14 protein-coding genes are annotated in these 16,382 nt (G+C 27.9%); 13 read left to right on the top strand and 1 reads right to left on the bottom strand.

The annotated features are described in order from the left end of the window. Window positions 1-182: 182 nt before the first annotated feature. Window positions 183-668 (bottom strand): MarR family winged helix-turn-helix transcriptional regulator, encoded by a 486-nt coding sequence (locus tag CLPUN_RS00665; RefSeq protein ID WP_077845463.1) that lies wholly within the window; start codon window positions 666-668, stop codon window positions 183-185. A 337-nt stretch (window positions 669-1,005) separates the two neighbouring features. On the opposite strand from CLPUN_RS00665, the gene CLPUN_RS00660 reads away from it, so the two are divergent. The 13 genes from CLPUN_RS00660 to tnpB all read left to right on the top strand — a co-directional run. Continuing rightward, window positions 1,006-2,226: an efflux RND transporter periplasmic adaptor subunit gene (locus CLPUN_RS00660; RefSeq protein WP_077845462.1), complete on the top strand. Its 1,221-nt coding sequence runs from the start codon at window positions 1,006-1,008 to the stop codon at window positions 2,224-2,226. 4 nt (window positions 2,227-2,230) lie between these two features. Then, complete coding sequence (locus tag CLPUN_RS00655) at window positions 2,231-5,425, top strand: efflux RND transporter permease subunit (RefSeq protein WP_077845461.1); 3,195 nt, start codon at window positions 2,231-2,233, stop codon at window positions 5,423-5,425. A gap of 221 nt (window positions 5,426-5,646) precedes the next feature. Beyond that, window positions 5,647-6,945: a TolC family protein gene (locus CLPUN_RS00650; RefSeq protein WP_158078667.1), complete on the top strand. Its 1,299-nt coding sequence runs from the start codon at window positions 5,647-5,649 to the stop codon at window positions 6,943-6,945. Between the two features lie 1,027 nt (window positions 6,946-7,972). After that, window positions 7,973-9,799 (top strand): glutamine--fructose-6-phosphate transaminase (isomerizing), encoded by a 1,827-nt coding sequence (glmS, locus tag CLPUN_RS00645; RefSeq protein ID WP_077845459.1) that lies wholly within the window; start codon window positions 7,973-7,975, stop codon window positions 9,797-9,799. 249 nt (window positions 9,800-10,048) lie between these two features. Further along, the gene (locus CLPUN_RS00640; RefSeq protein WP_077845458.1) at window positions 10,049-10,888 is read left to right on the top strand and encodes a TnsA endonuclease N-terminal domain-containing protein; all 840 of its coding nucleotides are present in this window, start codon (window positions 10,049-10,051) and stop codon (window positions 10,886-10,888) included. Then, the gene (locus CLPUN_RS27385; RefSeq protein ID WP_158078666.1) at window positions 10,885-11,049 is read left to right on the top strand and encodes a hypothetical protein; all 165 of its coding nucleotides are present in this window, start codon (window positions 10,885-10,887) and stop codon (window positions 11,047-11,049) included. Before CLPUN_RS00640 ends, CLPUN_RS27385 begins: the two co-directional genes overlap by 4 nt. A 52-nt stretch (window positions 11,050-11,101) precedes the next feature. Then, the gene (locus tag CLPUN_RS27380; protein ID WP_158078665.1) at window positions 11,102-11,269 is read left to right on the top strand and encodes a hypothetical protein; all 168 of its coding nucleotides are present in this window, start codon (window positions 11,102-11,104) and stop codon (window positions 11,267-11,269) included. 339 nt (window positions 11,270-11,608) lie between these two features. Further along, on the top strand, window positions 11,609-12,004 hold the full coding sequence (locus tag CLPUN_RS00635) for a hypothetical protein (RefSeq protein ID WP_077845457.1): 396 nt from the start codon (window positions 11,609-11,611) through the stop codon (window positions 12,002-12,004). A gap of 63 nt (window positions 12,005-12,067) precedes the next feature. Further along, window positions 12,068-12,841 carry a hypothetical protein gene (locus CLPUN_RS00630; RefSeq protein ID WP_077845456.1) on the top strand — a complete coding sequence of 258 codons (774 nt, stop codon included), beginning with the start codon at window positions 12,068-12,070 and terminating at the stop codon, window positions 12,839-12,841. Next, window positions 12,825-13,646: a hypothetical protein gene (locus CLPUN_RS00625; protein ID WP_077845455.1), complete on the top strand. Its 822-nt coding sequence runs from the start codon at window positions 12,825-12,827 to the stop codon at window positions 13,644-13,646. Before CLPUN_RS00630 ends, CLPUN_RS00625 begins: the two co-directional genes overlap by 17 nt. Window positions 13,647-14,627: 981 nt before the next feature. Next, window positions 14,628-15,275 (top strand): ABC transporter ATP-binding protein, encoded by a 648-nt coding sequence (locus CLPUN_RS00615; RefSeq protein WP_077845453.1) that lies wholly within the window; start codon window positions 14,628-14,630, stop codon window positions 15,273-15,275. Window positions 15,276-15,718: 443 nt separating this feature from the next. After that, a complete protein-coding gene (tnpA, locus tag CLPUN_RS00610) occupies window positions 15,719-16,042 on the top strand; it encodes an IS66 family insertion sequence element accessory protein TnpA (protein WP_077845452.1) in 324 nt (107 codons plus the stop codon). Further along, window positions 16,035-16,382 (top strand): IS66 family insertion sequence element accessory protein TnpB (gene tnpB / locus CLPUN_RS00605; RefSeq protein WP_077845451.1); only part of this gene is annotated, 348 nt, incomplete at its 3' end. The genes tnpA and tnpB, both read left to right, overlap by 8 nt.

Here is a 16,382-nt window from a genome sequence, read left to right as displayed (position 1 = left end):
ACAATTTAAATTTCTGTATTTATTGTTAACTGCCATATATTAATGTAAGTTTTATTTTTCAGAAAAATTAAGTTCAGAGACATATTTGCATGAAAGGATTGCTTATAACATATATTAGAATAGAAAACATAAAAATAAAGAACTACTAGAAAAATTAACTAGTAGTTCTTTATTTTTATGTTTTATTTAAGTTTCCTTAATATAGTTATAAGATTTGATATAGAGTCATCTAGTATTATTATATCGTCATCAGAAAGTGTCGATATTTTTTCTTTAAAGGAATTACAAACCACAACACGAAAAGCATCTAATAAATCATATGCCTTTTTTGTTAATTCAATTCTAAGAATTCTCCTGTCATTAGGATCGTTATATCTCTTAACTAATCCATAATTAATTAAGTTATCTATAATTGGTGTCATATTGGGTTTTGATATACCTAAATTATCTGCTATTTGTGAAATCGGAGATGAATTATAGTGTATAAGATAAAAAATAACTCGTATATGTGATGGCGGAATTGATAAATCTGAGCAGCATTCATCTTGACTATTTTTTGCTATTTCTAAAGCCTTTGGAATATCGGGCATTTTAACCATATTATTTTGAATAATCCATAAAAACTCTACTAAGGATTCAGAGACTTTTAATAAATTATCTTTATCCATGTTTAAACAATCCTTCCTAAGATAATATATGAGTAATTATAAACTATTAACAAATTGAAAACAATAGAAAAAGTTATTGACTAAGAATAGTTATAAAAATATAATCATATATAAATAGAATATAATAGCATAGTAACCAAAAAAATAAATGAAATATAAGTTAGAATTAAGTTTTAGTTAAGAAAAAAGTAATGAATTTCAGTTAATATTAGAATAAGAAAATTTTAAGAAAAAAGGACATTGTTAGAAATAAGTTATAATGCTGTTATGTAAATCAAAAGTCTGGAAGAAATTATTAAGAGATTTAATAAAAATATTTGAAAATTAGGAGGAAAACATGAAAAAATACTTAGCATTATTTTTAGTAGTTAGTTCGTTAGGACTAGTTGGATGTGGAAAAGCTCCAGTAGAAAAAGAAAAGCCAATAGCGGTATCAGTACAAGCTGCTAAGGGGAATGGAATCGAAAATACAAATACTTTTACAGGAACTACAAAAGTTAAAGAGGAAACCTCTGTGACAGTTGAAATGGGAGGCGTAATTCAAGAAATATATGTAAACTTAGGACAAGAAATAAAAAAAGGAGATAAGCTTTTAACGATTAAAGGGGATGATACACAAAATAGTGTAAAACAAGCTGCAGCTGCTCTAGAGCTTGCAAAGGCCAATTATACAAATTCAACAGATGCAAATGTAGAGAGCCAATTGAATTCAATAAATAATTCAATAAAAATAGCACAAATGAATTATGATGAAGCAAAGAGGACTAATGATATTAACGCTCAATTGTATGAAGTCGGTGCAATAAGTCAAGATACATATAAAAAATCGCAACTTTCTTTTGATCAAGCCAAACAGAACTTAGATAATGCACAAAAGTCTTATGATACTTCAAATAATAAAAGTATTCCAGAAGCAAAAGAAATTGCAGAAAAGCAGCTTAATCAAGCACAAGCGGCATATGATACAGCAGCTAGTAATTTAAACAAACTTATATTAATTGCACCAACAGATGGAATTATTACAACTAAAAATTTTAATGTAAATGAAATGGCTAGTCAACAAAAGCCAGCGTTTATAATTTCAAGTCCTAATACGCTTCAAGTTGATTTAAATGTAACTCAAGCTGATTTAGGTAAATTTATATTAGGAAAAGAAGTGGAAGTTACAATTAATGATAAAAATGTTAAAGGAACAGTTAAATATGTACCAGAAGTAGTTACAGGAAGTACATCTTTATATGATGTTCAAATAATAGTGGACAATTCAGCAAATGATCTAAAGGCTGGAATGTCGGCAGAAGTAAGTGTAAGTATAGAAAAACAAGATACAGCAATTACAATTCCTAAAAAAGCAATATTTGAAGAAGAGGGAAAAAGTTATGTATATGTAACTGATTCAGATAATAAAGCAGTGAAAACAGAAGTTACAACAGGAATAAAGACGGATACTACAGTGGAAATAAAAAGTGGAGTAAGTCAAAATGATACGGTAGTTATTGGAGGATTAAACTTAATTTCCGATGGAACGAGCCTATTTCCTGTAGTAAAGGAGGACTAACATTATGAATTTAATTAAAACCTCAATTAAGCGTCCTCTTACTATAATTATGGCTTTCTTGGTAGTAATAATGTTTGGATATATAGGATACGTAAAAATGCCAGCAGATTTAATGCCTAAGATGGAAATACCAGTTGTAAGTATTCAAACAGTATGGCAGGGGGCAGGACCAACAGATATTGATGAACAAATAAGTGAGAAGATAGAAGAAAAAGTTTCGGGTGTATCTAAGGTAAAACAAACACAAGCTATTTCTCAAGAAAGTGTTTCTGTTGTTGTTGTTCAATTTGAATATGGAACAAACATTAACGACATAATTGATGATGTTAAATCAAAGGTAGATGAAGTACAACATTCTTTGCCTGATGAGGCAGAAAAATCAACAGTTTTAAAATTGGATATAAATTCTGGCTCTATAGGAAGTCTAGTAATTACAGGTGGTAAAGCGCCTGAAGACTTAATGAAATATGCAGAAGATGTAGTGCAAAATAGAGTTAAAGCAGCAGATGGAGTTACACAAGCAGATATTAAGGGTGGTGAAAAATCACAAGTTAATATAACAGCAGATCCAGCTGTACTTTCAAGTTATGGAGTTAGTTTATCAACAATCAAAAATACTCTAGCTGGTAGTAATAAGACTTTTCCTTATGGAACAATTACTCAAGGAGAAGATAAAATTACACTAAGAGGAATGGATGAATTAAAGTCATTAGAGGATATAAAGCAAATACAAATTTCTACTAACAAAGGACAATCTGTTAGATTAGATCAAGTTTGTAATGTTGAATATGGTAAAGCTGATAAGAAGGATATCTATAGATATAATGGTACTGAAAGTTTAGTAATAGATGTTAATAAACAACAGGATGCAAATACTATAAAGGTTATGGAAGAAGTAAAAAAAGCTGCAGCTGAGTTAAATAAGCAAAATCCACAATATAATATTACTATAGCTAACGACTCAAGTGATTATATTCAAACTTCTATTAAAAATGTAATGTCTGAAATATTTGTAAGTTCTCTTATTGCATTTTTGGTTATTTTAGTATTTTTAAAGACTGTAAGGGCTTCTGCGGTTGTAGCATTAGGAATTCCAACATCTATAGTAGGAACTTTAGCAGTGCTTTATTTTACAGGGGAAACACTAAACATTGTTACGCTAAGTTCCTTAGTTATATCGGTTGGTCTTGTTGTAGATAATTCTATTGTTGTTATAGAAAATATATTTAAGTATAGGAAAAATAAAGAGTTATCTAATGAAGAGGCAGCACTGCAAGGAACTAAAACAGTAACAAGCGCAATTACTGGGTCTACATTAACAATTATTTGTGTATTTTTACCTATAATGTTTACTGATGGACTTACAAAGATAATGTTTGGAGCTTTGGCTAAAACATTAATTTCAGCTTTGACAATATCTTTAATAGTAGCAGTAACTTTAGTGCCAAGTGTTTTCAATAAGTTAAGTGGTGGTAAAAATTCTGCTAAACTTGAAGAAAAGCCTTCGCCTATATTTGATAAGATAAGTGAATTTTATAAAAAGTTAATAGATAAATCGTTAAAACATAAAAAATTAGTTGTAATATTAAGTACAGCATTATTTATAGTTTCACTAGCTGGGGTACCATTTATTGGCATGGATTTTATGCCAGCGTCAGATAAAGGAAAATTAAGTATAGCTATAACTTTACCACAAGGTTTAGATTTAAAGCCAAGTGATTATTATGTTTCTATGGCAGAAGAAAAAATTTCTGATATTCCAGAAATTAAAACAGTAATAACATCTTTAATTACTTCAGGAAATTCAACTAAAAGCACTAATACCGCTAATATAAATGTAGAATTAGTTGAAAAAAAAGAAAGAAAAAAATCTACAGCACAAGTAGAAAAAGAAATAATTGAAAGAATGAGCACCGTTCCAGATTGTAAGATTAAGGTTTCTTTAGACAGTGGAATGATGGGTGGAGGATCAAGTGGTGCAGATTTTTCACTTACTGTAAAAGGTGAAGATTTAGATACTTTAGATATATTAGCAAAACAAATAGAAGAAAAATTAGCAGGTGTAAATGGTCTTAGAAATATTGAAACATCAATTGCAGATACGTCTCAAGAGGCTCAATTTACAATAGATAAACAAAAAGCAAATCAATATGGAATTAACGCTAGCTCAATTGGTTCTCTATTAAATACTGCAATAGGAGGAAGTTCAGTAACGAAGGCTAAGATAAATGACTACGATGTAGATGTTAATTTGAAATTTAAAGATAGCAGCATTAATAGTATTGAAGATATAAAGCAGATAAAAGTAATCTCTAAGACTGGTGAAGAAGTTCCACTGGGAAATATAGCAAACATAGAGATGAAAGAAGGCTTAAAGAAAATCTCAAGATCAGATAGAGATTATTCTATAAGTGTTAGTGCTACACTTAGTGGAGTTGACGCAGGAACAGCCTCTAAACTAGCAATGGCTGAAATAAATAAATTAGATATTCCAAAAGATTACGAAGTATCTTTTGGTGGAAATACACAAAGTATGAATGAATCTATGAGCGGTCTTGTTTTTGCAATGGCAATTGCTATAATATTAGTTTATATGGTAATGGTAGCTCAATTTGAATCCTTTAGTAAACCAGTTATTATCATGACTTGTATTCCATATGCTTTCGTGGGAGTAATTGTTGCATTACTAATAACTAGAATAAGTCTTAGTATAGTTGGAATGCTGGGAGTGGTTTTACTTATGGGTATAGTTGTTAATCATGGTATAGTTATGATTGACTATATTGAACAGTTAAGACATTCTATGAAGGCCCCAATAGAAGAAATTGTTGCAAAAGGAGCAGCAGTAAGATTAAGACCAGTTTTAATGACAGTTTTAACAGCATCCCTAGGTATGGTGCCAACAGCCTTAGCATTAGAAGAAGGCGGAGAAATGATGCAGCCTTTAGCTGTAGTAATTATAGGTGGTCTTACGGTATCAACCTTAGTTACTTTAGTATTAATTCCAGTTATTTATGTAATTTTTGATAATTTGGAAAAGAAATTTGGAAAGAAAATTCATAATATTACAGGGAAAATATCAGGAAAGTATGGGCAGTTTAAAAAAGAAAAAATAAGTCCTAAATTCGATGAGGTTTTAGGTAATAATGTAGAACCTAAAACAATTGATATGGAGAAAGAACAAGATTCCTTAAAATAAGTTTAAATAAACCTTAAATTAAAGAGAACTATTCCAAAATATGACTAATGTGAGGTATAATTATGTTAGCAAAATTTAAATTGAATAGTTTTCTTTAACAAAATGAAATGCAAAGTGAAAGCAATAATAAATAATGAATAAGGCGTACTGAAAAATAACAAAGTAAAAGTTAATTTATTTAGTAATGTCTAAGATAAAATTTAATGAAGAGGAGAATAAACATGAGAAAGAACATAAATAAGTTAATTGCATTTGCAATTGGGATAAGTGTTATAAGTGGAGGTGCTATGCCAGCATTTGCAGCGGATACAACAATTTCTAGTACAAGCACTTCTGCTGCAGCTAATACTGATAATTCTATATATGTACAAAATCAAGTTAAACAAAATCCAGTACTTACTTTAAAAGAGGCTGTAAATTCAGCAATTAACAACAGTGAGAAGTTAGCGTTGCAAGCTAAACAAATAAAGTTATACGAAGATAAAATGGATATTCAAGAAGAATTAGATGACGTTAATGATAATGATGAAGATTTTCCTTATGATAAACTTGAATTGCTTTTAAATCAGTCAAAAGAGCAAAAAGAATATATGAAGGATCAAATAGAACAAGATATAACTAACAAGTACAATACTTTGATAGATAAAGAAAAGGCATTAAATAAATTAAAAAAGCAAATACAAATTAAAACTAAGCAAATTAATGATACTGGACTTAAGAAAAACTTAGGGCTTGTAACTTCAATAGATGTGAAAAATGCAGAAATTGAACTTGAAAAATTGAAAAATACTGAAAAGGCTAAAGAAGATCAATTAAAAAATAGTCAAGATTATTTTGAAGTATTAACTGGCAAAGATTTAAGTAAATATTCCTTAGATGAAAGTCAAGAGTTTGAAGCATTTAGAATAACTGGTTCAGTAGATCAGTACTTTGATGGAGTTATAGATAAATATAAAAAATATGACAAAAAGCTTCTTGAACTTACTAAAGACAATTTAAAAGATATTAAGGATACAGCAGGCGATAAACCAGATACTAGTGATGCTCCTAATAAAAATAGTTCTGCTTATTATGATACAGATCCAGATACTGGTGAAAAAGAGTTCAATTCAGACAAATATGATAAGGCGGTATTAGCTTATAAAAACCAATGGAATACTTATGGAGGATATCTAGAACAAAAATTTGCATATAGTACTAGTGTATATACATTAAATGAAACTACTAAGGGGCTTAAAAATGGATTAAAAGAAAGTTATGCAAGCTTACTTGATATGGAAAATAGCATTAAAGTAATGAAATCTACCATGGAAGTAAAGAATAAAGAACTTGCTAATTCTAAGCTAAAATATGACCTAGGATTAATAACAAAAACTGATTATAATAGTTTAATTTTAGATAATGATGATTTAGAAACTAATCTAAGAACTGCTATTAATAATTACAATACATTAAAAGAGCAAATCCAAAAACCTTGGATATCTGCTTCTGGAGCTGGTTCAGCAGGTGGTGCAAGCTAGAGATAATAGTGTTTTAAAGATTATTTAATTGAAATATAAAAAAATGTACTGGTATGGGGTTTACAATTTTATTATTGGCTCCATACCTTATATATTTTATGAGAAAAATTATACAATTAATGCACTGAAAATAGAGAAGAAGTATATATATATTTATATAATAATCTTTAATGTTTTAGTTGTTATAGTATTTAAGCAAATGAATTGTATATTATAATATGTTTACAATTAAGCAACCCAATATTTGGACAATTAAAAACTATTAACTATTTTATAGACAAAATTATTTTATATGATAAAATAATATCCAAGGGTATGAAATACAAGGCTAAAGGAGTGATAGTATAAAAAAGAATTTTTAACGTAAAACAAAGCGCCAGAACTTAGGTGATATTAAGAAAGAAATGAATTTATAGTGAGATAAGCTTCATAACGAAAAAAGATTTAGCAAGAATAAGCTTCAAATATTAGAAGTGATCTAACAATATCTTTTTAAAGGAAACTGGACTCACATTCGTTTGTTGAGTCAAATCACAGATTTAGATTCTCACTTGCTCGATTATACTGAGTAAGTTCGAATACCCAAATCATAGATTTGGATTCTCACTTGCTCGATTACACTGAGTAAGTTCGAATACCCAAATCATAGATTTGGATTCTCACTTAAGTTGACGAGGTTGGGGAGTTATCGAAACTTCGGCGGGTGCCCCACGGTAAGGTTATTTGAAATATTATTTTGTTTCAGAGACCGCAGCACTACCGTTAACAACTGGCAAAACTTTAAAGTAATTTAAAGTACAAATCCAGTTTGGTGTTAAAACCTTCAAAAGTTTAAGGCTTTTTAGGGTACTAGGATAATTATGCCCTTTTTTAGTGGTTTCTTAATTTGTAAATAGTTCATACTATAGGTATGCACAGAAAACTTTTATATTGCTAGTACAAAGGCTTTAAACTTAGATAAATTAAATATTAAAATGCTTACTCAAAATATAAGGGTAAGGTTAAAGAAAAGGAAGGAAGAATCAATATGTGCGGAATAGTTGGATATTTAGGAAGTGGAAGAGCAACATCATTTTTAATTAATGGTTTATCAAAGTTAGAGTATAGAGGATATGACTCGGCTGGAGTTGCTGTTCTTAATAAAGGAAATATTGAAGTAAGAAAGTTTAAAGGACGTTTAGCTAATTTAGCTGATAATATAAAGGAAAATCCTGTGGAAGGAAATATGGGAATAGGTCATACAAGATGGGCAACTCATGGAGCACCATCAGATGTAAACTCTCATCCACATTTAAACAGTAAGGAAACAATTGCTGTAGTCCAAAATGGTATTATTGAGAACTATTTAACTTTAAGAACATGGCTTAAAGGGGAAGGGTATACTTTCAAATCAGAAACTGATACAGAAGTAATACCAAACTTAATCGACTATTACTATGAGGGAGATTTATTTGAAGCAGTTAGAAAGGCTCTTAAGAAGCTTGAAGGAAGTTATGCTTTAGGTGTTGTTTCTAAAGATGAACCAGACAAGCTTATCGCTGTAAGAAAAGAATGTCCATTAATAGTAGGCTTAGGAGAAAATGAAACCTTTATAGCATCTGATATTCCAGCTGTATTAAGCTATACTAGAGATGTATATCTTTTAGAAGATCATGAAATAGCCGTTCTTACAAAAGATGGAGTTAAGCTTTTTGACCAAGATGGCCAAGAAATTAAAAAAGAAATATATCATGTAACCTGGAGTGAAGATGCAGCAGAAAAAGGCGGCTTTGAAGATTTCATGTTAAAAGAAATTCATGAACAACCAAGAGCTATAAGAGATACTATGGCTGGAAGAATTTCTATGGAAAATGAAATATTATTAAATGAGTTAAAGATTACTAAAGAAGATTTACAAAATACTGATAGAGTATTTATAGTAGCTTGTGGTACTGCATATCATGCTGGACTTGTAGGTAAGAATTTAATAGAATCACTTGCGAGAATACCTGTTGAAGTAGATATTGCATCAGAATTTAGATATAGAAATCCATTAGTTACAGAAAAATCTTTAGTTATTGTAATAAGTCAATCAGGAGAAACAGCAGATACACTTGCAGCACTTAGAAACTCTAAGAATATAGGAGCTACAATCGTTGCATTAACAAATGTAGTAGGAAGTTCAGTTTCAAGAGAAGCAGACCACGTATTATATACTCTAGCAGGTCCAGAAATTTCTGTTGCGTCAACTAAAGCTTATACAACTCAAATAATTGGAATGTATATGATAGCAATGACATTTGCAAAAATTTTAGGTAAGCTAAAGAGTGATAGATTAGATAAATTAAAAGAAGAGTTATTAAACTTACCAGAAAAAGTAGAATTAATTTTAGAAGATAAGGAAATAATAAAGAAGATAGCTGAAGATGTAGCCGAAGAAAAGGATATGTACTATTTAGGTAGAGGATTAGATTATGCATTAGCATTAGAAGGATCACTTAAGCTTAAAGAAATATCATATATCCATTCAGATGCATATGCTGGTGGAGAATTAAAGCATGGCCCTATAGCATTAATTGAAGATGGAACAAAGGTTGTAACTTTATTAACTCAAGAAGCTTTAAAAGAAAAAATGGTAAGTAATATAGTTGAAATTAAAGCTAGAGGGGCAAAGGTTATTGGAGTTTGCTACGAAGGAACAAAAGGATTAGAAGAAGTTCTAGATCAAGTTATCTATATTCCAAGAACTATAGATATATTTGCACCAGTGCTTGGAGTTGCAGTACTTCAATTATTCTCATATTATGTTGCGAAGGCTAAGGGGTGCGACATTGATAAACCTAGAAACTTGGCTAAGTCAGTTACTGTAGAATAAAATAAAAAAGGACAGGCTTAGATGTTGTAGATTTAGAACAAAGTTGTATCGTTTAGAATAAAGTCGTATCATTTTGAATAAAGTTATATCGTTTATAATAAAGTCGTATCAAAAATAATTAATTGGTAATACTAAAGATAAGTGTTTAGTATTACCAATTAAACTAAAAACAAAAAATAAATTCATAAAAGGCTAGACGTTTTAAGTAAATTTAAATGTCTAGTCTTTTGTTATTTTGAGGTGAAAATTATGGCTAAAAGGGAAAGAAAAAAAGAGATTGAGAAAATGCTTAAGGAAGGCAGTGGAAATGGAATCGGAAAAGACTATATTCCGTGGATAAGAATACAAGATGTAGCGTCAACAGGAAGAGTTACAAGAGTAAAAGGAATTAAAACAGGTAGGCAGCATGAACTATTATCTGATATGGAAAGAAACTATTTTTATTTACTGGAATTTTCAAATGAGGTGGTTGATATAAGAGAACAATATCCACTACTTCCATTAGAAGATACATTAGCTATAGCAATGGAGCTTGGAATAACTCATCCTAAAGATCCAAAAACTAATGAACCAATTGTTATGACTACTGACTTTTTAGTAACTGTAGAGAATAATGGAGAATACCTTGAAGTAGCAAGAACGATAAAAACCAAAGATGATCTTTTAAATAAAAGGATAATGGAAAAGTTTGAAATAGAGAGAATGTATTGGAGAAAAAAAGAAATAGATTGGGGAATAGTAACGGAGAATGAAATTGATAGGATTATAGCTCATAACATAAGTTTTATACAAGGATATAAAGATATATCAGCAATAGATTGTTTTGAAGCAATTGATGATCAAGAGCTGAAGGATTTTATATATGAATTTATGAAACGAATTGTTGATGATAAAAGAAGTGTAAGGAAAATATGTTCTGAATTCGATAGCGATATGGAATTAGAGAAAGGTAGTGGATTAAGTATATTTAAATATTTAGTTATAAATAAAATTATTAAAATAGATATTACACAGGGAATTGATGTTAATAAGCATATTCCTATTATTAGCATAGAGAAAGAAGAAATTAAGAAGGTGGAAGCTATATGATTGAGATTAATTCTGTATTTAAATATGTTGATAGTACTCATGAAGAACGAATTAGAGTCATTGATATAATAGATAAGTTTATTTATATAGTAAAGGATATATTATATGAACCAAAAAGAGATAAAGTACATAGAAAAGTTTTACAAATATCATTGCTATAAATGTAATTATAGTGAATTCGCTCCCGCGGACATCGTAGATGAGTTTGCTGATATGGATGAATATTGCGATGGAGAATACAGTTCAGAACAAGAATGTAAAAGGAAGGGAATGCCAGTAATGGAGTGCCCTAATTGTAATGCGGATTTTTATTATTCAGGAGAAACGAAAAGAGAAGAAGGCTCATATTGGATTGATGAAGATGAACCTTCTCCGTTTTAAAATTCACAAAACTCATAGTCCCCGCTAGGGGATTTTTTATATTTTCATTTTGCAAAAAGTCAATGCTTTATCGTAAAGCGTATGTTTTTAAGCGTAAAAGGGATATTTTGAGAAAATAGAGTATATTTGTCTTTAATGAATGATTTTGTGCGTTTTAAGGAAAAAGTATGTATTTAATTTAAGTATTATGAGAGTATGTATGTTGTAACAATCTGCAGAGTTACTGATTATTATATAAATTAATTTATATAACAACAAAAAATCAAACGATTAGGTAAATATAACAAAAGTGTAAGACGGTTTTGAAAAATATTTATCTAAAATGGAGGGGATATTAAAATGAGAAAAATATCAAAAATGGTTGCAATTGCAGCATTCGGAATTATACTTGCATCAAATGCAGCTTATGCTGCATCAACAGATTATAGTTTCCAACTTCCTTCAAGAGGAAGCAAAACTACTAACGATGTATATAAACAAACAAGGGGTAGAGTAGCAACCAACAATGCAACATATGTTGGATGGGCAGGGACTGAAATAAATTGTTGGACTTGTTCAACAGATAATGATGAATTATCGGCTAAATCATCATATTCAAAAACTGGAACTGTTAATATGTATATGGATCAATCTTCAGCAAATGATTATATAGGTAATCCAGTTAATATGAAAATAAAAACATCAACTACAACAATGCATGCATGCGATGTAAGAGGTAGCTTTGATCCCAATTAGTATTTAATTAATAAGAACTACTTTAAAAGTAGTTCTTATTAATTAAGTTTAGGAGGTTTAATAATGAGTAGTTATTTTAAAAGTGAATTAAAAAGAGTAGTAATTTCTAAAAATACTTTAATAGCATTAATTCTTACAATAGTATTATACTTCATTGGATATTATGAGTTTACAAATTTTAAAGGATTTAATGTAAAAGGATTTAAAGAAATATATGATTCTATAGATGTTTTTATAGTAATAAGAAAATCGTACTTATCTTTACTTATACCATTAATTGCTTCAATGATTTTTTCTGATTCCTATCTATTAGATTTAGAAACAGGATATTTAAATTTTATTTATTTAAGGTTATCTAGGAAAAAATATATATTAATAAAAATACTTGTAAATGCTATAGTAAGTGGACTTGTTATAGCAGTTTCATCAATTTTTGTATTTATTATTTTATATTTAATATTTGGAATAAATAATAATAGCTTATTTAATGAAGTGACAGGGACTTTCAGTTTAATTTATCAAGAAAATAAATTTATTTATTTTTTGATTTTAATAATGATATCATTTATTTTTAATGTGATATTTGCAACTTTATCTTTAGGATTAAGTCCATATTTAAAAAATAGATATCTAACAGTTATATCATCATTTGCTTATTATGTGATTTCTGCAACTATATTTATATCATTGAAATTATTTGAATTAAATGCTGCATTATTGTTTACATTAAATTATTTATCTGCAGAAATGCTTATCATATATCAAATTTTATTATTCCTAATAGGGGTAATTTTATTCTATTTTGGAGTGTTATATAAAAATGAAAAAAATGCTTAACTATCTAGCCATCAAAATTAATTTCAATAAAATCAGATTAATAATTATAGTAGCTTGTGTTTATCAATTTTTCATATATTTAGATATGCTTTTTGGGGGATATAGATTTAATTTTTATGACATTATTATAGAACAATTTGGGTATTTAAATTTGTTTTATTTTATAAGCTTCTGTTTCTTGTTAATTCTTTATAACCTATGTAATAATAATACTTTTAATGAGTATGTATGTGTAAGATTAAACTCTAAATATAAGGTATATAATATGAATATAGTTGCAATATTATTAATGAGTATATTTTCAACTATATTTTTTGATGTTATTGCAGTTCTAGAATGTATAGGAAGGATAAGTTTTAATAATAAATGGAGCGAATATTTTTATAGTAATATGACTGGAAATCTAAATTTGTTTTTTTCAGAAGAAAATACACAATTAATAACTACTAAATTAACACCTTTAAATTATGTGTTATTTACAAATAATTTAGTAACATTGTATTTACTATTTATTGGAGCATTATTTTTTGTAATAAATTTATGTATAAGGAAAAGGGCAATTTCGTTCATTATTAGTATAATAATTTTAGCCATAAATTTATTTGTTGGATCTAGTAATAGTATTATTGGAAAACTTTCTTTTACACAAAATATTTTTTTTATAACTTCTTCTTATCAAGATTTTCAAAGTAATAACTATATTTTATATAAACATCTATATTGGACTATATTAAATTTAGTAATATATTTAATAGGTTTAGCTTTAATGAGAAAATATGATTATGAGTTTGAGGAATTAATATGAATGAATTTTTTAGAAGATTAATCAGTAATTTAAAATTTACATTCTTTTTAAAAAGAATTTATTTAGTAGTAGGTATATTTATACTAATTTTTTTGTTGAAATTAGATTATATGTTTAACTGTATAAATTCTCAGGAATACATAAATGCTATGTTTTTTAGCCCTAACACGTTAACGGATAATGTATTGGAAGTATTAATTTGGAGTATATATCAATTTTATTTAATATATATTATAGGGGACTATATATATAAAGAATTTAAAATGAGGAATATATATATATTATGTAGAATTGGAAGTAAAAGAAATTATATTGTATATTTGTATTTAAATATACTTTTAATATGTTTACTTTACTATTTAATGGGAATAAGCATATTTTTTATACTTACAGTGATATTGAATAAACAGACTTTTGTTCCCAATTTATTTAGTACTTTAGATATATTGTTTACATTGGTAATATCAGGATGCTTTCTTTCGACAATATATTTAATCATTTTTTCAAGCATAAAGAATCATATCATGAGCTTTATTTTTACAATAGTTTATGTATATTTAGGAGTTATAATTAAAGATAATTATAATATTAATTTATTTATTTCTTTAAATTTAGATTTCTTTTGGCGTATTTTTTTATACACAATACTTATAGTAAATTTAATAATAATTAGTAAATTTATTATTAAAGAAGATATGACAAATTATCTATCATAATATAGGTGGTAAAAATAAAATTATTCAAGGCTGAAATTAATAATTATATTAAGCATATAACAAATGCTGTGAAAATACTAAAGATATATGATGTGATATAAAGATATCTTACTTAAGTGTCTTGAAGTATTTAATAATTAGAAAATAAACAAATCAGATTAATAAAACTCCTATTTAAATAATGAACAAGCTATTATTAAAATATAAAAGCTTTATTGTAGCATATGTATTATTAAATTAAATAATTTTAGTAAGGAGAGTTCTTATGAATAATGAAATTATAGTGGAAATTAAAAATTTATCAAAGACCATAAAAAATACTACAATATTAAATAATATATCTGTTACTTTTGAAAAGGGTAAAATTTATGGCATAATTGGGAAAAACGGATCTGGTAAATCTATGCTTTTTAAAGCCATATGCGGGTTGATTAATTTAAGTGAGGGAGAAATTAAGGTATTTGATGAAACTATAAAAGATGGGAAATTTCCTAAGGAGACGGGTATAATAATAGAACATCCAGGTTTCTTACCTCAATATTCTGGATTTAAAAATTTAAAATTTTTAGCTAATATAAAAAATATAATTTCCGACGAAGAGATAAGAAATATGATTTCATTAGTTGGTTTAAATCCTGATGATGCGAGACCAGTCAAGAAGTATTCATTAGGAATGAAACAAAGATTGGGAATAGCTCAAGCAATAATGGAAGAGCCTAAATTATTGATATTAGATGAGCCGATGAATGCACTGGATTCTGAAGGCGTTAATTTAATAAGAGAGATTTTATTAAAACTAAAAGATAAATCCGTAACAATACTATTGACTAGCCATAATAAGGAAGATATTGATATATTGTGTGATTCCATATATACTATGGATAATGGAATTTTAAAAGAATGGATTTGTTAGATATGCATTTGAATTGACAACTTTATGTTCGCATATCATGGTAATAAATAAGTTCATATCATAAATAAAGATGATATGAACTTGTTTATTTTTATAAATTTAGCCAGCTTATACTATTTAACTAATTGTGTTAAATATTTTTTGAATTCAATATAAAATATAAAAAAATAACAAAAAAAGTTGTGTTTGGTAGAAGTCAAAAAAGAAACGCTTAATCTATAGTAAAGCATGCAATTGGCGTAATCCAATTTGTAATTTTGATTACGCCAATTGCATGCTTTATAGTGTTTGTTTTATATCCAATAAAATAAATTATAGACTTAATAAATATAAAGAAGAATAAGGATTTGTTTGAAGGTAAGCGTAAAAGAATTAACGGGTAGATAAATGTAAACCTCTATTGCTAAAATTAACATAGATTTTAACAATGGAGGTTTACTTATATGAATAATACTGAAAATATAAATTGGAGAGAAATTGTTGCTACTTTTTCTTCTTACGAAGGAACGTTAGGAAATTTCTGCAATGCAAATCACATTACTAAAAGTCAATTCCATTACTATAAAAAGAAATTTAAGGATAAAGATAATAATTTACAGTTTCATGCCATTTTCATGCGAGAAGAAAGAGTAAGGACTGAAATGACTGTAGTTCCGGCCAATAGATCTAACATAATAATTGAAATAGGAGCAGCTAAAATATATGTACCGGCTAATGAAATAGCTGTTTTGAGTAATCTACTTAAGGATTTGATTACAAATGTTTAATGTTAATAAAGTTAGTACAGTTTATCTTGCATGTGCAATACCAGATTTGAGAAAAAGCATTGATGGACTAGTCGTGATTGTGCAAACGCAGCTAAAGCTGGATCCGTTTGAAAAAGCCTTGTTTGTTTTTTGTAATAGGCAAATGAATAGAATTAAGATACTTCACTTTGATGAAGGATTCTGGCTGTACTATTTTAGACTTGAAAATAGTACATTGAAATGGCCAATGACTCCTGACGAAGCTCTTAAAATCAACAAAGAAGAATTGAAATGGCTGCTTATGGGCTATGAAGTTAGAACTAAGTCTAAATTTAAGCCAATTGAAGTAAGAAACAGCTTT

It is taken from the genome of Clostridium puniceum (assembly GCF_002006345.1).
GTDB lineage: Bacteria > Bacillota > Clostridia > Clostridiales > Clostridiaceae > Clostridium > Clostridium puniceum.
Note: the sequence above shows the minus strand (reverse complement) of the source record. Positions and strands in the feature narration are given on the sequence as shown.